Origin of the sequence: Streptomyces sp. Tu 3180 (assembly GCF_009852415.1) — a bacterium.
GTDB lineage: Bacteria > Actinomycetota > Actinomycetes > Streptomycetales > Streptomycetaceae > Streptomyces.
Map to the genome: position 1 here is coordinate 1,865,993 of NZ_WOXS01000002.1, position 24,432 is coordinate 1,890,424.

Sequence of the window (24,432 nt, forward strand, 5' to 3'; positions counted from 1 at the left end):
TCCCGCTCCTGCCGGGCGGGAGGGTACCGAGTCGATGGTATGCGGCCTTCGCCACCCGTTTCGCCCCGGCACCCCAGTCACTTCCCGTCCGTCGCCGCGTCTCCTGCCCCCCTCCTTCCCCTTCTCCTCCTCCGGTCACCCCGGCCCCGTCCCCCGTCGCGCCGCCGTCCCCGGTTCGTCCACAGGCGCCGGCCGGGGGTGGGGCGCTGTCGGCACCGGGCCGTAAGGTCTGTGGACATGGAGACGAGCACCGAGGGCGCGGCGCGCCCCGACAGCGGCCCGGTCGCGGCGGCCGATCCGCCGGTCACGGCCGGTCCGGCGGCAGCGGACACGCAGGTGACGACCGGGACCCCCGCCGTACCGCCCGCCTCGCTGTCCCCCTCGCGTGCGAGCGACTTCATGCAGTGCCCGCTGCTGTACCGGTTCCGGGTCATCGACCGGCTCCCCGAGAAACCGAGCGAGGCGGCGACCAGGGGCACGCTGGTGCACGCCGTGCTGGAGCGGCTCTTCGACGCCCCGCCGGCCGAGCGCACCGCGCCGCGCGCGAAGGCGCTGCTCCCGGGTCAGTGGGACCGGCTGCGGGAGTCCCGGCCGGAGGTCGTGGAGCTGTTCGCCGACGATCCGGACGGCGAGCGGCTGGCGCGCTGGCTGGCGGAGGCGGAGCGGCTGGTCGAGCGCTGGTTCACGCTCGAGGACCCGAGCCGGCTGGAGCCCGCCGAGCGGGAGCTGTTCGTCGAGGCCGAGCTGGACTCGGGGCTGAGGCTGCGCGGCATCATCGACCGGGTCGACGTGGCGCCCACCGGCGAGGTGCGCATCGTCGACTACAAGACGGGCAAGGCGCCCCGGCCGGAGTACGCCGAGGGCGCGCTGTTCCAGATGAAGTTCTACGCCCTGGTGGTGTGGCGGCTGAAGAAGGTGGTCCCGCGCCGGCTCCAGCTCGTGTACCTGGGCAGTGGCGACGTGCTGACCTACGACCCCGTCCTCGCCGATCTGGAGCGGGTCGAGCGCAAGCTGCTCGCGCTGTGGGACGCGATCCGGACGGCGACCGAGACGGGCGACTGGCGTCCGCGCCCCACCAAGCTGTGCGGCTGGTGCGACCACCAGGCGCACTGCCCGGAGTTCGGCGGCACTCCCCCGCCGTATCCGCTGCCGGTGAGGGCGGCTGAGTCCGGCGGGGCCCAACAGGGCAGAATGGGGCCGGACTAGCGAAGGAGACTTACGTGGCCATCCGCGTCCTACTGGTCGACGACCAGCCGCTGCTGCGTACGGGCTTCCGGATGATTCTGGAGGCGGAGCAGGACATCGCGGTCGTCGGCGAGGCCGGGGACGGCCTCCAGGCCCTGGACCAGGTGCGGGCGCTGCAGCCCGACGTGGTGCTGATGGACATCCGCATGCCGCGGATGGACGGCGTGGAGGCGACCCGGCAGATCACCGGTCCCGAGCGGAACGGGCCGGCGAAGGTGCTGGTGCTGACGACGTTCGACCTGGACGAGTACGTGGTGGAGGCGCTGAAGGCGGGCGCCAGCGGCTTCCTGCTGAAGGACGCTCCGGCCAACGAGCTGGTGCAGGCGATCCGCGTGGTGGCCGCCGGGGAGGCGATGCTCGCGCCGAGCATCACGCGCCGGCTGCTCGACAAGTACGCCACGCACCTGCCGTCCGGTGAGGAGCCGGTGCCGGACACGCTGCACACGCTGACCGAGCGCGAGGTCGAGGTGCTGAAGCTGGTGGCGCGCGGGCTGTCCAACGCGGAGATCGCCGCCGACCTGTTCGTCAGCGAGACCACCGTCAAGACGCACGTCGGTCATGTCCTGACCAAGCTGGGGCTGCGCGACCGGGTGCAGGCCGCGGTGTACGCCTACGAGAGCGGGCTGGTGCGCCCCGGCGCGCAGTGACGCGGCCCGTCCGGCCGCCGTGCGGGACGTGACGACGCAGGGGGCGCCCCCTTCCCGCGGGAAGGGGGCGCCCCCTGCGTGGACGCGGCGGGTTCAGCCCTTGCGCAGCTCCCAGAAGCGGAACACGGTGGAGGCGTCGAGGCAGTACTCCAGGCCGTAGACGCCGTCGCGGACGACCGCGTACTGCTTGGCCTGCCAGACGGGGAGGACCGGCAGTTCCTGGGCGACGATGTCCTGGAGCCGGCCGAACTCCTTGTCGGTGGCGGAGCGGTCGGTCTGCGCGGCGGTGCGCGGGATGAGCGAGCCGGTGATGGTGTCGTTCTCGTAGTTGTTGCCCAGCACGTTGCCCTTGCCGAAGAAGGGACCCGTGAAGTTGTCGGCGTCCGGGTAGTCGGGCACCCAGCCCTTGACGTAGACGCCGTACCTGCCGGCCGCGACGTCCTTCTCGTACTGCTCGAAGCCGACGGACCTCATCTCCGCGTCGAACAGTCCGCTGGCGTTGAGCTGCTCGGCGATCGCGGCCAGTTCCTGGTCGGTGGCGGGACCGTAGCGGGAGGGGGTGGACCACAGGGTGAGCTTCACCTTGCCGGTGATGCCCTCCTCCCGCAGCGCGGCGGCGGCCTTGGCCCGGGAGGGGCGGGCGCCGTAGGTGTCGAAGAAGGCGGTGTTGTGGCCGGCGATGCCGGCCGGGATGATCGAGTACAGCGGGGTGGCCGTGCCCTCGTGGACCTCGTGGATGAGGGCGTCGCGGTCGAGCAGGTGGGCGACGGCCTTGCGGACGCCGAGCCTCCCGGCGACCGGGTGGTCCATGTTGAAGACCAGGTGCTGGACTTCGGCGCTGCTGCCCTCGACGACCTCGATGCCGCCGGTGCCGTCGTCGGCCTTCTCGATGTCGGTGATGTCCCCGGCGGTGAGGCCGCGGTAGGCGATGTCGACCTCGGCGCCCTGGACGGCCTTCTTGAGGGCGGCCTGGTCGCCGTGGAAGAACTCCAGCGTCACACCGGAGTTCTTCGTCTCGACGGTGCCCCGGTAGTGCTCGTTGACGGAGAAGACGGCCCGGTCGTCGCCGAACGAGTCCAGCTTGTAGGGGCCGGAGCCGACCGCCTCGCCGTCCTCACGCAGCCCGTTCGCGTCGTACTGGCGGTGGTCGACGATGGAGCCGGCGCCGGAGGCGATCTTGCTGGGGAAGGTGGCGTCGGGCGTGTTGAGTTCGAAGACGACCGTCTTCTCGTCCGGCGTCCTGACCTTCTCCAGCATCGGGAACATGATCGCGGGACCGTCGGGGTGGTTGATCCTCAGCATGCGGTCGAAGGAGAACTTCACGTCCTTCGAGGTGAGCGGGTCACCGTTGCTGAACTTGAGACCGTCCCTCAGGGTGCACGTGTACACCTTGGTCCCGGTGTCCGTGAAACCGCACTCCTCGGCGGCCTCCGGCTGCGGCTCGGTGGCCCCCTTGGGGAAGCTGAGCAGCGACTGGAAGACGTTGTTGAACAACAGCCAGGAGCCGGGGTCGTAACCGGAGGCGGGGTCGGTGGCGAGGACGTCGTCGGACACTCCCACCACGATGCCGGAGCCGTCGGCCCCGGAGCCGCCGTTCTCCGACCCGCAGCCGGTCAACAGGCCGGAGGCCAGCCCCGCCACGATCGGCAGGACCGGCCACTGGTTGCGCAGGTTCACGCGTGTACCTCTGTCGTCGGTTCGGTGTCCCGGGCCGTGCTCCCCCGGCCCGGGACGGTGCGATCCGTCAGCCGCTCACGCCGCGGCCGAGCTCCCACAGCTGGAGGGTGGAGGAGGAGTTGACCGCGTAGGCGGTGCCCGTGATGCCGTCGCGCGCGGCGATGTACTGCTTGCCCTGCCACAGCGGCAGCACCGGGACCTCCTTCGCCACGATGTCCTGGATGTCCGTCAGGCTGTCGGAGGCGGCCAGCCGGTCGGCCTGGCGGCGGGACTCGGGGATCAGGTCGTTGCGGATCTCGCCGTTGACGTACGGCGAACCGAGGAAGTTGTCCTCGTCGAGGAACGGGGCGAGGAAGCTGTCGGCGTCCGGGAAGTCGGGGAACCAACCCATGCCGTAGACGTCGTACTGGCCCTTCTGTCCGGCCGGACGGAAGGTCGACCAGGGGGCGCCCTCGATGGAGACGTCGAACAGGCCGCTGTCGTTGAGCTGCTTCTGGAGCTGCTCGAACTCCTTCTTGGTGGCCGGGCCGTAGTGGTCGGTGGTGTAGTGCAGCGTCACCTTCACCGGGGTGCTGACCCCGGCCCCCTCCAGCAGGTTGCGGGCCTTGGCGGTGCTGGGCTCGCCGTACTTGTTGAAGAACGAGTTGGAGTGGCCGGTGATGCTCGCCGGGACCAGCGAGTACAGCGGCTCGGCCTGGGAGCCGTAGACCTTGGAGATCAGCTCGCTGCGGTTGACGATCTGGGCCATCGCCTGGCGGACCGCCGTGTCCTTCACGGTCTCGGCCTCGGTGTTGAAGGCCAGGTAGCGGATCTCCAGACCGGGCATCTCGACCAGGTCGACGTCGTCGTCGGCGTTGCCCGCGAGCTCGCGGATCTGCTCCGGCGACATGCTGCGGGACATGACGTCGATGTCACCCTTCTCCAGCGCGGCGCCCATGGCGTCGGCGTCCTCGAAGGAGACCATCTCGACCTTGTCGTTGTTCACCTCCAACGCCCCCTTGTAGGAGGGGTTCTTGGTGAACGTCGCCCGGACCAGCTCGCCGCCCTCGACCTCCGCGTCCAGGGTGTACGGACCCGAGCCCTCGGCCTCGAAGCCCTCGCGCAGCTTGTCCTTCGCGTAGTCGTCCGGGTTGACGATGCCGGCGACCGGGGTGGACAGCTTGTACGGGAAGGTCGCGTCGGCGGTCTTGAGGTGGAAGATCACCTCGCGGTCGCCCTGCGTCTCGACGGTGTCGATGGTGGACAGCAGCGCGGACACACCGCTGTCGGCCTTGATCGAGCGGGCACGGTCGATGGAGTACTTCACGTCGGCGGCGGTCACCTCGCCGCCGTCCGCGAACTTCAGGCCGTCGCGCAGGGTGCAGCTGTAGCGCTCGTTGCCGGCGTCGGTGAAGCCGCAGGACTCGGCGGCCTCGGGCACCGGCTCGCCGTCGCCGCGCGGCTGGATCATCAGGGTCTGCACGGTCTGGCGCAGGATGTTCCAGGTGCCGACGTCGTAGGCGTAGGCCGGGTCGAGGGGCGCGGGGGCTTCCTTCGAGGCGGTGAACCGGTCCGTGGTGCCGACGGTGATCGCGTCGCCGTCGCCGCTCCCGCTCTCGGTGTCACCACAGGCGGCGAGCACCGGCGCGAGCAGGCCCATCGCGGCCGCCAGCACCAAAGTCTTGCGGTTCATGCTCGAGTTTCTCCAGGACTGTCGACTCCGTGTACCCGGCACGCAGGGTGTCGCAGCGGTTCACGGGGTAGGGGTGATGTTCTCGCGATGAGATTAGTCCGCGCCCGCAGGAGGGTTCGCAGCCACTGGAGTTGAGCTGTCATCACGCAGTGAAACCAGGTGTGAACGCACCGGCAGGTGTGACCGGGGAAGGATTAGTGCAGCATCTCCCCAATCAGGACACAAGGACACGCCGACGAGCACCGAAAAGGGGCGGACAGCACATGCCGACCCCCCTGTCGACCCCGTCCGGAGTGGCGAACGTCACATACGGAAACAAGTTCGACGGCACAGGAATTCAGCCATCGGCAACGGAACGAATTCCTTCGGACACGTGTCCGCAAGCTCGGACACGGGCGAGGGGAATTCCGGCCCTAACACCGCTGCACTCTGGGTGAACACCTAGAGCATTTCCGTCATCAGACCGCGCAGAAATGTCAGGTCGACGACTTCCAGCGAGGGCACGACGGTACGCCGGACGGCCGGGGCGATCGGGGCCACGGAGGGCACCGCCACGACCTGGCAGCCCGCCGCCTCGGCGGCGGCGACACCGGTCGCGGTGTCCTCGATGACGGCGCACCGCAGGGGGTCCGCACCGAGCCCGGCGGCGGCCGCCAGATACGGGTCGGGGTGCGGCTTGGTGCGCGGGACCTCGTCGCCGGCGATCGACAGCGCGAAGTGGTGCGGGCCGAGCGAGGCCAGCACCCGGTCGATGATGCGCCGGTGGGAGGCGGAGACGAGCGCCGTGGGGATCTCGTGCTCGGACAGCTCGGCCAGCAGGCGCGCGGCGCCCGGCATCAGCGGCAGGGCACGGTCGATGCGGTCCTCGAACCCGTCGTTCAGCAGCACCGTCAGCTCGGCCAGGTCGATGTCGGCCCCGGTCGCCTCGATCAGGAACCCCGCGCTGCGGGTCATGGGACCGCCGACCACGACGTGGCGCCAGGACTCGTCGAGGGTGTGGCCGAGGGAGGCGAAGACCTCCACCTCGACGTCCCACCAGAAGCCCTCGGTGTCCACCAGGGTGCCGTCCATGTCGAGGAGCACGGCCTGCAGGGCGGTGCCCTCGGCCGCCGGGGCCTTCCCCGCTCGTGGGGGTGTCCCCACTCGGGCGAAGCCGGGAGCGGGGGAGGAACCGAGGGCTCGGGAAACGGTTCCGGGGGCGGGGACCGTACTGGTCATCCACGTACCTCCTTGAGGGACGGTCAGGCCGGTTCCCCTCGCGGGGAACCGGCCTGCAGTGGACCGACCAGTGTACGTCGTGCGCGGAGCACGTGCCTCTTGTCGCACTCGAGCCCCCGCGACGGGGGGCCTCCGGCGGCCTCAGCGGGCGTTGAAGTACTTGGCTTCGGGGTGGTGGACGACGATGGCGTCGGTGGACTGTTCGGGGTGGAGCTGGAACTCCTCGGACAGGTGGACGCCGATGCGTTCGGGCTGGAGGAGGTCGGCGATCTTGGCGCGGTCCTCCAGGTCGGGGCAGGCGCCGTAGCCCAGGGAGAAGCGGGCGCCGCGGTATTTGAGGGCGAACATGTCCGGCATGGCGGTGGGGTCCTCGCCGGCGAAGCCGAGTTCGGCGCGCACGCGGGCGTGCCAGTACTCGGCGAGGGCCTCGGCGAGCTGGACGGACAGGCCGTGCAGTTCGAGGTAGTCGCGGTAGGCGTTGGCCTGGAACATCCGGGCGGTCTCCTCGCCGATGCGGGAGCCGACGGTGACCACCTGCAGGCCGACCACGTCCGTCTGGCCGGATTCCTCGGGGCGGAAGAAGTCGGCCAGGCACAGCCGGCGGCCGCGGCGCTGGCGGGGGAAGGTGAAGCGGGTGCGTTCGTTGCCCCGCTCGTCCAGGATGATCAGGTCGTCGTCCTTGGACACGCACGGGAAGTAGCCGTAGACCACGGCCGCCTCCAGCAGGTTCTGCGTCTGCAGCCGCTCCAGCAGGCCGCGCAGCCGGGGCCGGCCCTCGCTCTCCACCAGTTCCCGGTAGCTGGGTCCCTCGCCGGTGCGGGCCTGCTTCAGGCCCCACTGGCCCTTGAACAGGGCGTCCTCGTCCAGCCAGGACGCGTACTCCCTGAGCTGGATGCCCCTGACCACCCGGGTGCCCCAGAACGGCGGCGCGGGCACCGGGTTGTCGGTGGCCACGTCGGAGCGGACGTGCCCCTCCTGCGGCCGCTCCTCCACCTCCACCGCGGCGGCCCGCACCCGGCGCTGCCTCAGCTCGGGCAGCTTCGCGCCGGGCACGCCGCGCTTGACGCCGATCAGGGCGTCCATCAGGCGCAGCCCCTCGAAGGCGTCGCGGGCGTAGCGGACCTCGCCCTGGTAGATCTCGTGCAGGTCCTGCTCGACATACGCCCGGGTCAGGGCGGCGCCGCCGAGGATGACCGGGTAGTCGGCGGCCAGGCCGCGGGCGTTGAGCTCCTCCAGGTTCTCCTTCATGATCACGGTGGACTTCACCAGCAGCCCGGACATGCCGATCACGTCGGCCTTGTGCTCGGCGGCGGCGTCCAGGATCGCGGAGACGGGCTGCTTGATGCCGAGGTTGACGACGGTGTAGCCGTTGTTGGACAGGATGATGTCGACCAGGTTCTTGCCGATGTCGTGCACGTCGCCGCGCACCGTGGCCAGCACGATGGTGCCCTTGCCCTCGTCGTCGGTCTTGTCCATGTGCGGCTCCAGATGCGCCACCGCGGCCTTCATCACCTCCGCGGACTGCAGCACGAACGGCAGCTGCATCTGCCCCGACCCGAACAGCTCCCCGACCACCTTCATGCCGTCCAGCAGGGTGTCGTTGACGATGTCCAGCGCCTTGCGGGTCCGCAGCGCCTCGTCCAGGTCGGCCTCCAGGCCGTTGCGCTCGCCGTCGATGATCCGCCGCTTGAGGCGTTCCTCCAGCGGCAGCGCGGCCAGCTCCTCGGCCCTGCCGGCCTTCAGCGACTTGGCGGTGGCCCCCTCGAACAGCGCCATCAGTTTCTGCAGCGGGTCGTAGCCCTCACGCCGCCGGTCGTAGATCAGATCCAGGGCGGTGTTCACCTGCTCCTCGTCGAAGCGGGCGATGGGCAGGATCTTGCTCGCGTGCACGATCGCCGAGTCCAGGCCGGCCTTGACGCACTCGTCGAGGAAGACGGAGTTGAGCAGGATGCGGGCGGCCGGGTTCAGGCCGAAGGAGATGTTCGACAGCCCCAGCGTGGTCTGCACGGCCGGGTGGCGGCGCTTGAGCTCGCGGATCGCCTCGATGGTGGCGACGCCGTCCTTGCGGGACTCCTCCTGCCCGGTGCAGATGGTGAAGGTCAGGCAGTCGATGAGGATGTCCTCCTCACGGACGCCCCAGTTGCCGGTGAGGTCGTCGATGAGCCGTTCGGCGATCTCCACCTTCTTCTCGGCGGTGCGGGCCTGGCCCTCCTCGTCGATGGTCAGCGCGATCAGCGCCGCCCCGTGCTCGCGGGCCAGCCGCGTGACACGCGCGAAGCGGGAGTCGGGGCCGTCGCCGTCCTCGTAGTTCACCGAGTTGATCACCGCCCGGCCGCCCAGCCGCTCCAGCCCGGCCCGGATCACCTCGACCTCGGTGGAGTCCAGCACCACCGGCAGCGTGGAGGCGGTCGCGAACCGGCCGGCCAGCTCCGCCATGTCCGCCACGCCGTCCCGGCCCACGTAGTCCACGCACAGGTCCAGCATGTGCGCGCCCTCACGGATCTGCTCCCGGGCCATCTCCACACAGTCGTCCCAGCGGCCCGCCAGCATCGCCTCACGGAACTTCCTCGACCCGTTGGCGTTGGTGCGCTCACCGATCGCCAGATACGAGGTGTCCTGCCGGAACGGCACGCTCTGGTAGAGGGAGGCGGCGCCCGGCTCCGGCCGCGGATCACGCTCGCTCGGCGCCATCCCCCGCACCCGCTCCACCAGCCGCCGCAGGTGCTCGGGCGTGGTGCCGCAGCAGCCGCCCACCAGCGACAGCCCGTAGTCGCGGACGAACGCCTCCTGCGCGTCCGCCAGCTCCGGCGCGCTCAGCGGATAGCGCGCACCGTCCCGGGTGAGCTCCGGCAGCCCGGCGTTGGGCATGCACGACAGCGGCACCCGCGCATGGCGGGCCAGATAGCGCAGGTGCTCGCTCATCTCGGCCGGACCGGTCGCACAGTTCAGGCCGATCATGTCGATGCCGAGCGGCTCCAGCGCGGTCAGCGCCGCACCGATCTCCGAGCCCAGCAGCATCGTGCCGGTCGTCTCCACCGTCACCGAGACGATCAGCGGCACCTCGCAGCCCGCCGCCTCCATCGCCCGCCGGGCGGCGACGACCGAGGCCTTGGTCTGCAGCAGGTCCTGCGTGGTCTCCACCAGCAGCGCGTCCGCACCCCCCGCCAGCAGACCCTCCGCGTTCTGCTGATAGGCGTCCCGGATCGCGGCGAACGTGATGTGCCCCAAAGTGGGCAGCTTGGTACCGGGCCCCATCGAACCCAGCACCCAGCGCTGACGGCCGTCCCGGGCGCCGAACTCGTCGGCGACCTCACGGGCGATCCGCGCGCCGGCCTCGGACAGCTCGTGGATGCGGTCCGCGATGTCGTACTCGCCGAGGGCGCTGAGATTGGCGCCGAAGGTGTTCGTCTCGACGCAGTCCACGCCGACGCCGAAGTACTCGGAATGGACCGAACGGACGATGTCCGGGCGGGTCACGTTCAGGATCTCGTTGCAGCCCTCGAGATTCTGGAAGTCCTCGAGCGTGGGGTCCTGGGCCTGGAGCATCGTGCCCATCGCCCCGTCGGCGACCACCACACGGGTGGCGAGCGCCTCGCGGAGGGCGGACACACGGGTCCGGCTGTCGGTGGAAGGGGTCAGCGGCAACGAGGCCATGAAAGGGGCTCCCTCGGGTGCGACGGCTGTCGGCTTTGCGGCTGCCCGGAAAAGCCTCCTGATCGGCTTCCCCGGCAGGGCGCACGCCGTCAGGGTAACGGGGACCGCGCCCTGATGTTCAGGGAGTCCACGGGCCGGACGATGATGGCCGACGGCCGACCCGTGGGGTACGGGCGGCGCGACGGATCACGACCGACCATTAGCGGGAGGTCGACATCGACCGGTAGTGTTCGACATTGCCGAACGGCGGCAGCGGCGTCGCGGGTCGACGGTCGAAGGGGACGGAGGCAGTACGGCGATGGCACGGAACATCCAGTCGCTCGAACGGGCGGCGGCGATGCTGCGGTTGCTCGCGGGCGGCGAGCGACGGCTCGGCCTGTCGGACATCGCCTCCTCGCTGGGCCTCGCCAAGGGCACCGCCCACGGCATCCTGCGCACCCTCCAGCAGGAGGGGTTCGTCGAGCAGGACGACGCCTCCGGGCGCTACCAGCTGGGCGCCGAACTGCTGCGCCTGGGGACCACCTACCTCGACGTGCACGAACTGCGGGCGCGCGCCCTGGTGTGGACGGACGACCTGGCCCGCTCCAGCGGCGAGAGCGTCTACCTGGGCGTGCTGCACCAGCAGGGCGTGCTGATCGTGCACCACGTCTTCCGGCCCGACGACAGCCGGCAGGTCCTGGAGATAGGGGCCATGCAGCCCCTGCACTCCACGGCCCTGGGCAAGGTGCTGTCGGCCTACGACCCGGTGGCGCACAGCGAGGCCCTGGAGGCCGACCGCAAGGCCTTCACCGACCGCACCGTGTGCGACCTGGACGGTTTCGAGCACATCCTCGACCTCACGCGCGCGCGTGGCTACGCGGCGGACGTCGAGGAGACCTGGGAGGGCGTGGCCTCCGTGGCGGCGCCCATCCACGACCGGCGGCGCATGCCGGTGGGCGCGGTCGGGATCACGGGCGCGGTGGAACGGCTGCGCCGGGACGGCGAGCTGCGCCCCGAGCTGATCGCGGCGGTACGGGACTGCGCCCGCGCGGTGTCGCGGGACCTGGGCGCCGGGCGGTTCTGAGCACCGCGCGGGGCCCTGTCGCACGGACGGGGACCGGGATGCCGTACGGCATTCCGGTCCCCGTCGTACCCTGATGCGGGCATACGGTACTCAATCCGACAAAAGGGTCCCAAAGATCGACGACTCGCGGCCCTCAATAACGATCGCGCTTTCGACAACCAAACCCTTGACGGGTGCGTGGCACCGGGCAAGACTCCCGTCCATCGGTCGGCATTGTCGAACACCTACCGGCAATACGCGCTAGAGTGTGACAACGCCAAGGGCCGGCATCGCTCTCACCCCTGAGGGCGCCAATCCCCGGTGGGACCCGGGGGTCGGCTCCCTGGACGAAGGACAAAGGAGTCGCGGGTGTCCAGCTCCGACATCTTCATCGGCGAGACCATCGGTACCGCCATACTCATCCTGCTCGGCGGCGGTGTGTGTGCCGCCGTGACCCTGAAGGCCTCCAAGGCCCGTAACGCCGGCTGGCTCGCCATCGCCTTCGGGTGGGGCTTCGCCGTCATGACGGCGGTGTACATCGCCGGTCCGCTCTCCGGCGCCCACCTCAACCCGGCCGTGACCGTGGCGCTCGCCGTCAAGGACGGCGAGTGGAGCAACGTTCCGACCTACTTCGCCGGAGAGTTCCTCGGCGCGATGATCGGCGCGACTCTGGTCTGGATCGCCTACTACGGCCAGTTCCAGGCGCACCTGACCGACAAGGAGATCGTCGGCGGTCCGGGTGCGCAGGCCACCACCGCCAAGGCGGTCGAGGCCCAGGAGAAGGGCGCCGGCCCGGTGCTGGGCGTCTTCTCCACCGGCCCGGAGATCCGGAACACGGTGCAGAACCTCACCACGGAGATCATCGGCACCGTCGTCCTGCTCCTCGCCGTCCTCACCCAGGGCCTGAACGACGCGGGCAACGGCCTCGGCGTCCTGGGCGGTCTCGTCACGGCACTCGTGGTCGTCTCCATCGGTCTGTCGCTGGGCGGTCCGACCGGTTACGCGATCAACCCGGCTCGCGACCTCGGTCCGCGCATCGTGCACGCCCTGCTGCCCCTGCCCAACAAGGGCGGCTCCGACTGGGCCTACGCCTGGGTCCCGGTGGTCGGTCCGCTGATCGGCGGCGTCCTCGCGGCCGGCATCTACAACGTCGCCTTCGCCTAGGCGACCGGTCCGCGAGACCCCGGATCCTGTAGAAGCGCCGAACGTACAGCCCCTCAACCAAGGAACTCCCAGGAGCACACAGTGACCGACGCCCACACCGCCGGCCCGTTCATCGCAGCAATCGACCAGGGCACCACCTCCTCCCGCTGCATCGTCTTCGACCGCGACGGGCGCATCGTCTCCGTCGACCAGAAGGAGCACGAGCAGATCTTCCCCAAGCCGGGCTGGGTCGAGCACAACGCCACCGAGATCTGGACCAACGTCCAGGAGGTCGTCGCCGGAGCCGTCGAGAAGGCCGGCATCACCCGCGACGACATCAAGGCCATCGGCATCACCAACCAGCGCGAGACCACCGTGCTGTGGGACAAGAACACCGGTGAGCCCGTCCACAACGCCATCGTCTGGCAGGACACCCGCACCGACGCCCTGTGCCGCGAGCTCGGCCGCAACGTCGGCCAGGACCGCTTCCGCCGCGAGACCGGTCTCCCCCTCGCCTCCTACTTCGCCGGGCCCAAGGCCCGCTGGCTGCTCGACAACGTCGACGGCCTCCAGGAGCGCGCCGAGGCGGGCGACATCCTCTTCGGCACCATGGACACCTGGGTCATCTGGAACCTGACCGGCGGCGTGGACGGCGGCCACCACGTCACCGACGTCACCAACGCCTCCCGCACCCTGCTGATGAACCTGCACACCATGGAGTGGGACGAGCGCATCTGCGAGTCCATCGGCGTGCCGCAGCAGATGCTCCCCGAGATCCGCTCCTCCGCCGAGGTCTACGGCGAGATCAAGGGCGGCAAGCTGGGCGACCTGCTCGGCGGCATCCCGGTCGCCTCCGCGCTCGGCGACCAGCAGGCGGCCCTGTTCGGCCAGACCTGCTTCTCCGAGGGCGAGACCAAGTCGACGTACGGCACCGGCACCTTCATGGTGATGAACACCGGCGACAAGATCATCAACTCCTACAGCGGCCTGCTGACCACGGTCGGCTACCGGATCGGCGACGACAAGCCGGTCTACGCCCTGGAGGGCTCGATCGCCGTCACCGGTTCGCTGGTGCAGTGGATGCGCGACCAGATGGGCCTGATCTCCACCGCCGCCGAGATCGAGACGCTCGCGCTCTCGGTCGAGGACAACGGCGGCGCCTACTTCGTGCCGGCCTTCTCCGGCCTGTTCGCCCCGTACTGGCGTTCCGACGCCCGCGGTGTGATCGCCGGCCTGACCCGGTACGTCACCAAGGCGCACCTCGCGCGCGCCGTCCTGGAGGCCACCGCCTGGCAGACGCGGGAGATCGCGGACGCCATGACGAAGGACTCCGGAGTGGAGCTGACCGCCCTCAAGGTCGACGGCGGCATGACCTCCAACAACCTGCTGATGCAGACGCTCTCGGACTTCCTGGACGCCCCCGTGGTGCGCCCGATGGTCGCCGAGACCACCTGCCTCGGCGCCGCCTACGCCGCCGGCCTCGCCGTCGGCTTCTGGAACAGCACCGACGACCTGCGCGCCAACTGGCGGCGGGCCGCCGAGTGGACCCCCCGCATGGACGCGGAGACCCGCGACCGTGAGTACAAGAGCTGGCTCAAGGCCGTCGAGCGGACCATGGGCTGGCTCGAGGACGAGGAGTAAGAACCGCCATGACCACCCAGTCCACCCTGCAGTCCGTGCCTGCCCTGGGGACGCACCCGGCGTCCGGCTCGAACCCGAGCCGCGCCGAGACCCGGGAGCAGCTCTCCAAGGCGTCGTACGACCTCCTCGTGATCGGCGGCGGCATCCTGGGCATCTCCACCGCCTGGCACGCCGCGCAGTCCGGCCTCAGGGTGGCCCTGGTGGACGCCGGCGACTTCGCCGGCGCCACCTCCTCCGCCTCCTCCAAGCTGCTCCACGGCGGCCTGCGCTACCTGCAGACCGGCGCGGTGAAGCTGGTGGCGGAGAACCACTTCGAGCGCCGTGCGGTCTCCCGGCAGGTGGCCCCCCACCTGGCGAACCCGCTCACGTTCTACCTCCCCGTGTACAAGGGCGGGCCGCACGGCGCGGCGAAGCTCGGGGCCGGCGTCTTCGCGTACTCGATGCTGTCGGCCTTCGGGGACGGCGTCGGGCACCTGCTCTCGCCGGCCAGGGCCGCGCAGGACGTGCCGGAGCTGCGCACCGAGAACCTCAAGGCCGTGGCCGTGTACGGCGACGACCAGATGAACGACGCGCGCATGGCGCTGATGACGGTCCGCGCGGCCGTCGACGCGGGCGCCGTCGTCCTCAACCACGCCGAGGTGACGGGGCTGCGCTTCACCGGGGGCCGGGTCACCGGTGCCGAGCTGCGCGACCGCCTCTCGGGCGACGAGTTCGGCGTCAACGCCCGCCTCGTGCTGAACGCGACCGGTCCGTGGGTCGACCACCTGCGCCGGATGGAGGACCCGGGCGCGGCGCCGTCCATCCGCCTGTCGAAGGGCGCGCACCTGGTCCTGAAGCGGACCTCCCCGTGGAAGGCCGCGCTGGCCACGCCGATCGACAAGTACCGGATCACCTTCGCCCTCCCCTGGGAGGACATGCTGCTGCTCGGCACGACCGACGAGGAGTTCGAGGGCGACCCGGCGGACGTCGCGGTCAACGACAGGGACATATCCCAGATCCTCGACGAGGCCGCGTTCTCCGTCCGCGACCAGCAGCTCGACCGTGACCTGATCACCTACTCCTTCGCGGGTCTGCGGGTGCTGCCGGGCGGTCCCGGGGACACGGCGAAGGCGAAGCGGGAGACGGTCGTCACCGAGGGCCGGGGCGGCATGCTGTCCGTGGCGGGCGGCAAGTGGACCACCTTCCGGCACATCGGCCGCACCGTGATGCAGAAGCTCCAGACGCTGCCGGGCCACCCGCTGGGCGACGACTTCGAGCCGGTCTCCGCGCTGCCGAAGAAGCTGCCGCTGCCGGGTGTGGCCAACCCGCGCGCGGTCGCCCACCGGCTGCTGGTCGACGGCCCCGCGCCCGGCCCGCGCATGGCCGCGGACACCGCCAGGCACCTGGCCACCCACTACGGTTCGCTGGCCTTCGACATCGCCCGCCTGGCGAACGAGGACCCGGCGCTGGGCCGGCGCGTCCACCCGGACGCCCCGGAGATCTGGGCGCAGGTCGTCTGGGCCCGCGACCACGAGTGGGCCGAGACGGTCGACGACGTGCTGCGCCGCCGCACCACCCTGACGATCCGGGGCCTGGCCACGGACGAGGTCCGGGCGAACGTCCAGGACCTGCTCGACAGGAGGTAACCGGGAGGCCCCCGGCTCTCCCGCACGGGAGCCGGCACCGGGAGAAGGGGTGGCTCCGCGCCGGCGGAGCCACCCCTTCTCCGTGCGCTCCGTGCGCGCACCGGCGCCGGGCGGCCGCGGCGCCCCCTGCACGACGGACGCACGCCGGAGCCGGTGCCGTGGGCGGAGCCGGTCGGTCCGCCGGGTCCGCATAATGGCGGACACATCGGAGGTCTGATGCGCGAGGAGGCCGGACATGGCAGTCACCGACGAGGCGATCGAGAAGATCAAGGAAATGATCGTCTCCGGCGCGCTGCGCCCCGGCGACCGGCTGCCCAAGGAGAGCGAACTCGCCACCGAGCTGGGGCTGTCCCGCAACTCCCTGCGCGAGGCGGTGCGCGCGCTGTCGCTGATCCGCATCCTGGACGTGCGGCAGGGCGACGGCACGTACGTCACCAGCCTCGATCCGCAACTCCTGCTGGAGGCGCTGAGTTTCGTCGTCGACTTCCACCGCGACGACACGGTTCTGGAGTTCCTCGCCGTGCGCCGCATCCTGGAACCGGCCGCGACGGCCCTCGCGGCCGCCCGGATCGGCGAGGAGGTACTGGACGCGCTGGCGAAGCAGTTGGACGATCTCGGCGACGAGCCGTCCGTGGAGGACCTGGTCGCCGCCGACCTGGACTTCCACCGGGCCGTCGTGCGCGGCGCCGGCAACTCCGTGCTCTGCTCCCTGCTCGACGGCCTGTCAGGGCCCACCACCCGGGCCCGCGTCTGGCGCGGCCTCACCCAGGAGGACGCGGTCGGCCGCACCCTGCGCGAGCACCGGGCGATCCTCGCCGCCCTGCGGGACCGGGACGCCGAGGCGGCGCGGTCCTGGGCGACGGTGCACATCGCGAGCGTGGAGCAGTGGCTGCGCTCCACGCTGTGAGCCCTGCCGCGGATCTTGGGCGGACCGGGTCGCCGAGGGGTGTTTCCCGGCGGTCGGCGGGGCAGTGATGGGGCACTCCCCCTGCGAGGGGGTTGCGGGCGCACCCCCGGGCACGCCGTAAGGTTGGGACGTACGCGAGGACACGTCGGAAGGGAGGCGCTGGGTGATCGAGCTCGAGGGGGTTCCCGAGCTGATCGACCCGGTCATGGTGGCCGCGTTCGAGGGCTGGAACGATGCCGGCGACGCCGCCTCCACCGCGGTCGCGCATCTGGACAGGGAGTGGAAGGGCGAGGTGTTCGCGGCGCTGGACGCCGAGGACTACTACGACTTCCAGGTGAACCGCCCCACGGTGTTCATGGACGGCGGCGTCCGCAGGATCACCTGGCCCACGACACGGCTGTCGGTGGTCCGGATCGGCGGCGAGAAGCCGCGCGATCTGGTGCTGGTCCGCGGCATCGAACCGTCCATGCGGTGGCGCTCGTTCTGCAACGAGCTCCTCGGTTTCGCGCACGAACTCGGCGTGGAACTGGTGGTCATCCTGGGCGCCCTGCTCGGCGACACCCCGCACACCCGTCCGGTCCCGATCAGCGGGACCACGTCCGACCCGGACCTGGCCCGCCGCATGGACCTGGAGGAGACCAAGTACGAGGGCCCCACGGGCATCGTCGGCATCCTCCAGGAGGCGTGCACGCACGCCGGTGTCCCGGCCGTGTCCCTGTGGGCGGCGGTCCCGCACTACGTGTCGCAGCCGCCCAACCCGAAGGCCACCCTGGCCCTCCTCAACCGCCTCGAGGACCTGATCGACGTGCGGATCCCGCTGGGCGAACTGCCCGAGGACGCGCGTGCCTGGCAGGTGGGCGTGGACCAACTGGCCGCGGAGGACAGCGAGGTCGCCGAGTACGTCCAGACGCTGGAGGAGGCCCGGGACACCGCCGAGCTGCCGGAGGCGTCGGGCGAGGCGATCGCCCGCGAGTTCGAGCGCTACCTGCGGCGCCGTGACGGGGCGTCGGGCCCGCCCGGCGGGCACGCCACGGCCGACGGCGGCGACGGCACGCCGTACCTGCGGGACACCCCGGGCGGCCGCACCCGGCCCCCGAAGCCGCCGAAGCCCGACAAGGGCGACGAGGGTGACGACGAATCGTCGGAGGACTGAGGAAGACGAGACCGGCGGAAACAGGGGCGCCCCGTCCGAGGACGGGGCGCCCCTGCCGTGGTCGGCGCGGCCGGTTACAGCGCGACGCCGAGCAGCGCGTCCACCGCGCGGGAGACGACACCGGGCGCGCCCGTGTCCGTGCCGCCGCTCTGCTCCTGGAGCACGACCCAGCGGTCGACGGCGGCCAGCGCGGCCGGTGCGTCCAGGTCGCAGGCGAGGGCGTCGCGGATCTCCTCGACCAGCGCCTCGGCGGGCGGGCCGTCGGGGCGGGAGACGGCGGCGCGCCAGTGGCCGAGGCGGGTCACGGCGTCCTGGAGGACCTGGTCGGTCCACTCCCAGTCGGCGCGGTAGTGGTGGGCGAGCAGCGCCAGCCGGATGGCGGCCGGGTCGACGCCGTCGCGCCGCAGCGCGGACACGAAGACCAGGTTGCCCTTGGACTTGGACATCTTCTCGCCGTGCAGGGCGACCATGCCGGCGTGGACGTACGCCTTGGCCATGGGGTACTCGCCGGTGAGCACCTGGGCGTGGGAGGCGCCCATCTCGTGGTGCGGGAAGACCAGGTCGGAGCCGCCGCCCTGGACGTCGAAGCCCATGCCGAGGTGGTCGAGGGCGATGGCCACGCACTCGATGTGCCAGCCGGGCCGGCCCCGGCCGAGCGAGCCGCCGTCCCAGCTCGGCTCGCCCTCGCGGGCGGCCATCCAGAGCATCGGGTCGACCGGGTTCTTCTTGCCCGGACGCTCCGGGTCGCCGCCGCGCTCGGCGGACAGCAGCCGCATGGCGGCGGCGTCGAGGTTCGAGACCCGGCCGAAGCGCGGGTCGGACTCGACGGAGAAGTAGATGTCGCCCTCGAGCTCGTAGGCCGCGCCGAGGTCGCGCAGCCGCTCGACGAGCGGGACGATGCCGGGTATGGCCTCCACGGCGCCGATGTAGTGGCGCGGCGGCAGCATCCGCAGGGCGGTCATGTCCTCGCGGAAGAGCGCGGTCTCCTGCTCCGCGAGGGCGGCCCAGTCGAGACCGTCCCGCTCGGCCCGCTCCAGCAGGGGGTCGTCGACGTCGGTGACGTTCTGGACGTAGTGCACCTGCCGCTTGGTGTCGAGCCACACGCGCTGCACGAGGTCGAACGCGTTGTAGGTCGCCGCGTGCCCCATGTGGGTGGCGTCGTACGGGGTGATGCCGCAGACGTAGATGCGGGCGACGGGACCGGGGTCGAGGGTGACCAGGCCCCCGGTCGCGGTGTCGTGGATCCTCAGGTCGCGGCCCTGACCGGGCAGGACGGGGACCTCGGAAGCGGGCCAGGCATGCATGTCATGAGCCTAACCGGACCGTGGTCCCGTACACGAACCGGAGCAGGTCACAGTGACCGAGAAGGCACTCTTGCGCGCCGCCGCCCGATGTGCTGCGGCCCGTCAGACCGGGGGCCAGGGGATCGCCGGCCACTGCCCGCCGGGCTCCGGGTGGGTGCCGGCGGTGATCAGCGACTCGACACGCGCGCGCGTGGCGTCGATCTCCGCGGGGGTGATCAGGGGGCCCAGCCGGGCGGCGAGCGCGCCGCCGTCCGCGAGGGCCTTCCTGAGGCCCTTGAGGACGTCGAGCGCCTCCTCGGTCAGCGGCTCCCCCGCCCAGCCCCACAGCAGGGTGCGCAGCTTGTTCTCGACGTTGAAGGTGACCCCGTGGTCGATGCCGTACAGCCGGTCGTCCGCGGCGGGCAGCAGGTGCCCGCCCTTGCGGTCGGCGTTGTTGATCACCGCGTCGAGCACGGCCAGCCGGCGCAGCCGTTCGTCGTCGGCGTGCACGAGCAGCGCGGTGCGGCCCTCGCCGACCTCCGCGAGGCCGATCGCCTTCCAGCCGGGTTCCGGCTCCTCGCCGTCCACCAGGGCGAGCAGTTCCGTGCCCGGCGCCGTCTCGATCCACAGCTGGCACATGCCCTCGCCGTACGGGCCGTCGCGCAGCACGGTGGGCGGCACGAGCCCCCAGCCGGTCGCCTCGGAGACCTCGTACGCGGCGACCTCGCGGCCGGCGAGCGTGCCGTCGGGGAAGTCCCACAGGGGCCGCTCCCCGGCGACCGGTTTGTAGACGCAGGCGGCCTCACGGCCCTCGTGCGCCACGGTGCAGTACAGCGCCGCGTTCGACGCCTCACGGATGCGTCCGCGCACGGTCAGCTCGCCCTCGGCGAGCAGCACGGCGGCGGCCGGGTCGGCGGTCGTCACGCTCCGCGGCGGTATCCGTTCTGGCGCGGACATACGTGTCCTTCCGGGTCGAGCGGGAGGCTGCACAGCGGGCACGGCGGCCGCCCGGCGTTGACGACGTCGAGGGCGCGCTTGGCGAAGGCCCGGGCCTGCGCGCCGGTGAGCCGGACGCGGAGCATCGGGGGCCCGTTCTCCTCGTCCTGGAGCAGCCGTTCCTCGGCCTCGGCGAGCTCCTCCTCGGACTCGGCGTCCAGCTCGACGAGGGCCTGGGCCTCGACGATCATGCGCTGCTCCTCGCCGTCCCAGGCGAGCGCCATGGTGCCGACGCGGAACTCCTCCTCCACGGGGGTGTCCAGCGGGGCGGTGTCGGTGATCTCGGTCGGTGCCATGGCGGGTACCGCGGCGCTGCCGCCGCTGCGGCGCACGACCTCGTCGAGCAGTTCGTCCATGCGCTCGGCGAGCGCCGCGACCTGGGTCTTCTCCAGGGCCACGCTGGTCACCCGGGAGCCGGCGGAGGCCTGGAGGAAGAACGTACGGCGCCCTGGCAGTCCGACCGTACCGGCCACGAAACGTTCCGGTTGGTCGTAGAGGAACACCTGACGGGACACGTCCTGTCTCCATGGGGTCGTGGGAACGGGCGGCTGTTGGAACAGGGGCGGCGCACTACTGCGACCGCTTCACCCTACTGCGGCCGACGATCACGGTGCGCCCGCGTCACCTCCGACCGTGGCTTCGCCGGCGGGCGGCTCCTCGCGCGGCGCCAGGGACGTGAAGTCGCCGGTGTCGCCGAGGCGGACGAGAAAGGGGCGCAACCGTGTGTAACGGATCGCGGTGATGGAACACGGTTCGACGGAGATCCGCTGGAAGAGGTCGAGATGAAGTCCGAGTGCGTCCGCGACGAGGGACTTGATGATGTCCCCGTGCGAACACATGAGATAGACGGCGTCGGCGCCGTGATCGCGCTCCACGCGCGCGTTCCACTCGCGCACCGCCTCGGCGGCGCGCGTCTGCATCGCGCGCATGGACTCCCCGCCGGGGAACGCCGCCGCCGACGGGTGCGCCTGCACCACCTCCATCAGGGGTTCGTCCTTGAGTTCGGCGAGCTTGCGGCCCGACCAGTCGCCGTAGTGGCACTCGCCGATGCGGTCGTCGGTGTGGGCGGTGAGGCCGGGACGGGCGTCCAGCAGCGGCCGGACCGTCTCCCGGCAGCGCTGGAGCGGGCTGGTGACGATCTCGGCCAGCGGCAGCTCGGCGAGCCGCCCGGGCAGTGCGGCGGCCTGCGCGGCCCCGCGGTCGTCGAGGGCGACGCCGGGCGTCCAGCCGGCGAGCAGTCCCTCGGTGTTGGCGGTGGAACGTCCGTGCCGGACCAGGAGCAACGTGGGCATGCGGCCCAGGGTAGGCGCACGCGCGCGTGCGGTGTCCGTCATACGAAGGAGGAATGCGCTCCGTGATCGTGGACTGTGCCATCTACCGGGAGGGGCACCGGTCGGAGGGGCCCGAGGACTTCTCCGACGCACTGGCCGAGGCGCGGTCGGCGGGGGGCTTCGTCTGGATCGGGCTGCACGAACCGTCGGAGGACGAGTTCGACCTGGTCGCGCAGGAGTTCGCCCTGCACCCGCTGGCCGTCGAGGACGCCCTCAAGGCGCACCAGCGGCCCAAGCTGGAGGTGTACGACGACTCGCTGTTCCTGGTCCTCAAGCCGGTGGGGTACGAACCGGAGAGCGACACCGTCTCCTCCGGCGAGGTCATGATCTTCCTCGGGGACTCCTTCGTGGTGACCGTGCGGCACGGGGAGGACGCCCCGCTGGGGGCCGTGCGCAGCCGGCTGGAGCGGGAGCCCGAGCTGCTGGGCAAGGGGCCGACGTCGGTGCTGTACGCGATCGCCGACGCCGTCGTCGACCACTACCTGGACGTGGCGACCGAGCTGCAGACCGACCTGGAGGAACTGGAGACGGAGGTCTTCTCCCCCGACAGCGGCGGCTCGCGGCACACCGCCTCGCGGATCTACAACTTCAAACGGCAGATCCTGGAGTTCCGCCGGGCGACCGGACCGCTGGCGCTGCCGATGTCGCGGCTGGCCGGGGTGGGGACGTCCGGTGCGCGCGTGCCCTTCGTGGAGGAGAAGGCGCAGCCCTTCTTCCGCGACGTGCACGATCACCTCACGCGCGTCAACGAGTCCGTGGAGGGGCTGGACCGGCTGGTCTCGGACATCCTCTCGGCGCACCTGGCCCAGATGAGCGTGCGGCAGAACGACGACATGCGGAAGATCTCCTCGTGGGCGGCCATGGCCGCGGTCCCCACGATGATCGCGGGGGTCTACGGCATGAACTTCGACCACATGCCGGAGCTGCGGTGGGTGTGGTCGTACCCGGCGGTGATCGCGGTGATGGCCGGGCTGGAGATGCTGCTGTTCCGGCTGTTCAAGCGGCGGGGGTGGCTGTAGGGGCGGTACGTCCGGCGGGCGGCCGGGCGGGCTCCGGGCGGCGCGTGCGGCGGGCGGGTCAGGCGAACTCCGGGGCGGCGCCCGCGGGGCCGCCGAGCGCGTTGCGGCGTGCGGGCATCCGGAGCGAGACCATGCGGCGCCAGCCGCCCAGGCGTTCGTACGCGTACACCGCGTGGATGCCCGCCGCGAGGAGCGCCGCCCTGGTCCCGGACCAGCCGAGGACGCGGCCCATGCGGGCCATCACCGCGAGGCTGACGTCCCGGTGGACGCGGATCTCCGCGAGCGCGCACTCCCGCAGGGTGCGCTGGATGGCGCGGCCGTGTCCGGCTCGCGCGAAGCGCAGGAGTTCCTCGTGGCAGTAGGCGAGGTGGTTGTCCTCGTCGTCGGAGATCATCCTGATCGCGCGGCCGAGGGCGGGGTGGCCGGCGAAGTGCTTGCGCAGGAGTTCCATCTGCTCGGAGGCGCGCTGTTCGGTGACCCTGCTGTGCGCGAGGTAGGTGACGACGTCCTGCACGGTGAGCGGTTCGTCGCGCCTGAGCCGGTCGTGGGTCAGCCCGATGCCGTGCCGTTCGAGGAGCATCGTGTAGTCGGTCTCGGGCGGGACCGGGACGGGTTCCAGGCCGCGCTTCCTCATCAGGGCGTCGAAGATGCGGCCGTGCTTGTCCTCGTCGGCGCCGTGCCTGGCGATCTTGGGGGCGAGCGCGCGCTGGGCCTCGGGGACGAGCGCGGCGATGCGGGCGTTCTCCCAGCCGCCCTGGGACTCGCCGCTCGCGGCGATGGAGCAGAACAGGGCGAAGGACTCGTCGTGGTCGAGGATCTCCTGGAACAGGCTCTTGGCCGAAAGCATGGTGGGCACCCTCTCCGCAGGTTTCCGCGGTCCGCCGGTTCCGCACGCTCCGCGCGTTCCGTACGTTCCGCGAAGAACGAGTCAAATGCGGGGGGCGGGGGCGCCGCAACAGGGGTGCCGGGCAACTCCGCCGGAAGAGGGACCCGCGGGAGCACCCGGAGGCGTACGCGGGGCGGGCGTAACCCCGGGGGCCGGTCCGCGTTGTGCTGCGTGACGGCCGTGGCGGGGAGGACCCCCGAGCCCCCGCCACGGCCGCCCGGGGCCCGGCCGGCTAGGCGAGACCGGCGCGCTCCAGGGCCTCGGTGCCGGCGCGGAGGGCCGTGAGGCGCTCCTCGAGCGTGAAGCCGGCCGGGGCGAGGGTGAGGGTGGTGACCCCGGCGGCGGCGTAGGCCTTCATCCGGTCGGCGATGCGGTCCACCGAGCCGAGGAGGGTGGTCCGGTCGATCAGGTCGTGCGGGACGGCGGCCGCCGCGCCCTGCTTGTCGCCGGACAGGTACTTGTCCTGGATCTCGGCGGCCTCGCGTTCGTACCCCATGCGCCGGGCGAGCTGGTTGTAGAAGTTCTGCTTGCGGCTGCCCATGCCGCCGACGTACAGCGCGGTGTAGGGGCGGAAGGTGTCGGCGAGCGCGGCGACGTCCTTGTCGTCGCCGACGGCGAGGGGGACGGTGGGGCAGACGTCGAAGCCGTCGAGGGTCTTGCCGGCCTTCTCGCGGCCGGCCCGCAGGTGCTTGACGGCGGTCTCCTCGAGGTGGTCGGCGGAGGGGAAGATCAGCAGGGCGCCGTCGGCGATCTCGCCGGTCTGCTCGAGGTTCTTGGGGCCGATCGCGGCGATGTAGAGCGGGATGTGCTCGCGCTGCGGGTGCACGGTGAGCCTGATCGGCTTGCCGGGGCCGCCGGGGAGGGGGAGGGTCCAGTGCTCGCCCTCGTAGGAGAGGCGTTCGCGGGTCATGGCCTTGCGGACGATCTCCACGTACTCGCGGGTGCGGGCGAGGGGCTTGTCGAACTTGACGCCGTACCAGCCCTCCGAGACCTGCGGGCCGGAGACGCCGAGGCCGAGGCGGAAGCGGCCGCCGGAGAGGGAGTCGAGGGTGGCGGCGGTCATCGCGGTCATCGCGGGCTGGCGGGCGGGGATCTGGAAGATGGCCGAGCCGACGTCGATGCGCTCGGTCCGGGCCGCGACCCAGCTGAGCACGGTGGCGGCGTCGGAGCCGTAGGCCTCGGCGGCCCAGCAGACCGCGTAACCGAGGCGGTCCGCCTCCTGCGCCACGGCGAGGTTGTCCGCGTCCATTCCGGCACCCCAGTAGCCGAGGTTGATCCCGAGCTGCATGGCCG

The 24,432-nt window shown here is 71.4% G+C and carries 19 protein-coding genes; 9 read left to right on the top strand and 10 right to left on the bottom strand.

The window, feature by feature from the left end; translation table 11 throughout:
• Positions 1–237 precede the first annotated feature (237 nt).
• On the top strand, positions 238–1,206 hold the full coding sequence (locus tag GL259_RS09290; RefSeq protein WP_159530984.1) for a RecB family exonuclease: 969 nt from the start codon (positions 238–240) through the stop codon (positions 1,204–1,206).
• A gap of 14 nt (positions 1,207–1,220) precedes the next feature.
• Positions 1,221–1,892, top strand: a complete 672-nt coding sequence (locus GL259_RS09295) for a response regulator transcription factor (protein WP_159530986.1) — start codon at positions 1,221–1,223, stop codon at positions 1,890–1,892.
• Between the two features lie 93 nt (positions 1,893–1,985).
• Here the strand turns inward: GL259_RS09295 and GL259_RS09300 are convergent, their stop codons facing one another.
• The 4 genes from GL259_RS09300 to metH form a co-directional block, all read right to left on the bottom strand.
• A complete protein-coding gene (locus tag GL259_RS09300) occupies positions 1,986–3,569 on the bottom strand; it encodes an ABC transporter substrate-binding protein (protein WP_159530988.1) in 1,584 nt (527 codons plus the stop codon).
• Between the two features lie 67 nt (positions 3,570–3,636).
• Positions 3,637–5,241, bottom strand: coding sequence for an ABC transporter substrate-binding protein (locus GL259_RS09305; protein WP_159530990.1), 1,605 nt, complete (start codon positions 5,239–5,241; stop codon positions 3,637–3,639).
• 441 nt (positions 5,242–5,682) lie between these two features.
• Positions 5,683–6,459 carry an HAD family phosphatase gene (locus tag GL259_RS09310; protein ID WP_166461458.1) on the bottom strand — a complete coding sequence of 259 codons (777 nt, stop codon included), beginning with the start codon at positions 6,457–6,459 and terminating at the stop codon, positions 5,683–5,685.
• A gap of 141 nt (positions 6,460–6,600) precedes the next feature.
• Positions 6,601–10,113 (bottom strand): methionine synthase, encoded by a 3,513-nt coding sequence (metH, locus tag GL259_RS09315; RefSeq protein WP_159530992.1) that lies wholly within the window; start codon positions 10,111–10,113, stop codon positions 6,601–6,603.
• A 298-nt stretch (positions 10,114–10,411) separates the two neighbouring features.
• On the opposite strand from metH, the gene GL259_RS09320 reads away from it, so the two are divergent.
• The 6 genes from GL259_RS09320 to GL259_RS09345 all read left to right on the top strand — a co-directional run bounded on the left by GL259_RS09320 (position 10,412) and on the right by GL259_RS09345 (position 17,624).
• Positions 10,412–11,176 (top strand): IclR family transcriptional regulator, encoded by a 765-nt coding sequence (locus GL259_RS09320; protein ID WP_159530994.1) that lies wholly within the window; start codon positions 10,412–10,414, stop codon positions 11,174–11,176.
• A 348-nt stretch (positions 11,177–11,524) separates the two neighbouring features.
• Positions 11,525–12,319, top strand: coding sequence for an MIP/aquaporin family protein (locus GL259_RS09325; RefSeq protein ID WP_159530996.1), 795 nt, complete (start codon positions 11,525–11,527; stop codon positions 12,317–12,319).
• A gap of 81 nt (positions 12,320–12,400) precedes the next feature.
• Positions 12,401–13,939 carry a glycerol kinase GlpK gene (glpK, locus tag GL259_RS09330; protein WP_159530998.1) on the top strand — a complete coding sequence of 513 codons (1,539 nt, stop codon included), beginning with the start codon at positions 12,401–12,403 and terminating at the stop codon, positions 13,937–13,939.
• A gap of 8 nt (positions 13,940–13,947) precedes the next feature.
• On the top strand, positions 13,948–15,564 hold the full coding sequence (locus GL259_RS09335; protein ID WP_159531000.1) for a glycerol-3-phosphate dehydrogenase/oxidase: 1,617 nt from the start codon (positions 13,948–13,950) through the stop codon (positions 15,562–15,564).
• Between the two features lie 235 nt (positions 15,565–15,799).
• A complete protein-coding gene (locus tag GL259_RS09340) occupies positions 15,800–16,471 on the top strand; it encodes a FadR/GntR family transcriptional regulator (RefSeq protein WP_159531003.1) in 672 nt (223 codons plus the stop codon).
• 163 nt (positions 16,472–16,634) lie between these two features.
• Positions 16,635–17,624: a PAC2 family protein gene (locus GL259_RS09345; protein ID WP_159531006.1), complete on the top strand. Its 990-nt coding sequence runs from the start codon at positions 16,635–16,637 to the stop codon at positions 17,622–17,624.
• 74 nt (positions 17,625–17,698) lie between these two features.
• On the opposite strand, the gene mshC is transcribed toward GL259_RS09345, so the two are convergent.
• The 4 genes from mshC to GL259_RS09365 form a co-directional block, all read right to left on the bottom strand.
• Complete coding sequence (gene mshC / locus GL259_RS09350; protein WP_159531008.1) at positions 17,699–18,928, bottom strand: cysteine--1-D-myo-inosityl 2-amino-2-deoxy-alpha-D-glucopyranoside ligase; 1,230 nt, start codon at positions 18,926–18,928, stop codon at positions 17,699–17,701.
• A gap of 102 nt (positions 18,929–19,030) precedes the next feature.
• Positions 19,031–19,864, bottom strand: coding sequence for an SCO1664 family protein (locus GL259_RS09355; RefSeq protein WP_159531010.1), 834 nt, complete (start codon positions 19,862–19,864; stop codon positions 19,031–19,033).
• Positions 19,828–20,418: a DUF3090 domain-containing protein gene (locus tag GL259_RS09360; protein ID WP_159531012.1), complete on the bottom strand. Its 591-nt coding sequence runs from the start codon at positions 20,416–20,418 to the stop codon at positions 19,828–19,830. The genes GL259_RS09355 and GL259_RS09360 overlap by 37 nt, the downstream gene beginning before the upstream one ends.
• A 90-nt stretch (positions 20,419–20,508) precedes the next feature.
• Entirely contained in the window at positions 20,509–21,195 is a 687-nt protein-coding gene (locus tag GL259_RS09365; protein WP_159531014.1) for a histidine phosphatase family protein, read from the bottom strand.
• A 62-nt stretch (positions 21,196–21,257) separates the two neighbouring features.
• On the opposite strand from GL259_RS09365, the gene corA reads away from it, so the two are divergent.
• Positions 21,258–22,253: a magnesium/cobalt transporter CorA gene (gene corA / locus GL259_RS09370; protein WP_166461459.1), complete on the top strand. Its 996-nt coding sequence runs from the start codon at positions 21,258–21,260 to the stop codon at positions 22,251–22,253.
• Positions 22,254–22,311: 58 nt separating this feature from the next.
• On the opposite strand, the gene GL259_RS09375 is transcribed toward corA, so the two are convergent.
• Together GL259_RS09375 and GL259_RS09380 are read right to left on the bottom strand one after the other, a co-directional pair.
• Positions 22,312–23,100, bottom strand: a complete 789-nt coding sequence (locus GL259_RS09375; protein ID WP_159531019.1) for a ferritin-like domain-containing protein — start codon at positions 23,098–23,100, stop codon at positions 22,312–22,314.
• Positions 23,101–23,371: 271 nt separating this feature from the next.
• Entirely contained in the window at positions 23,372–24,427 is a 1,056-nt protein-coding gene (locus GL259_RS09380; protein ID WP_159531021.1) for an LLM class F420-dependent oxidoreductase, read from the bottom strand.
• Positions 24,428–24,432 lie beyond the last annotated feature (5 nt).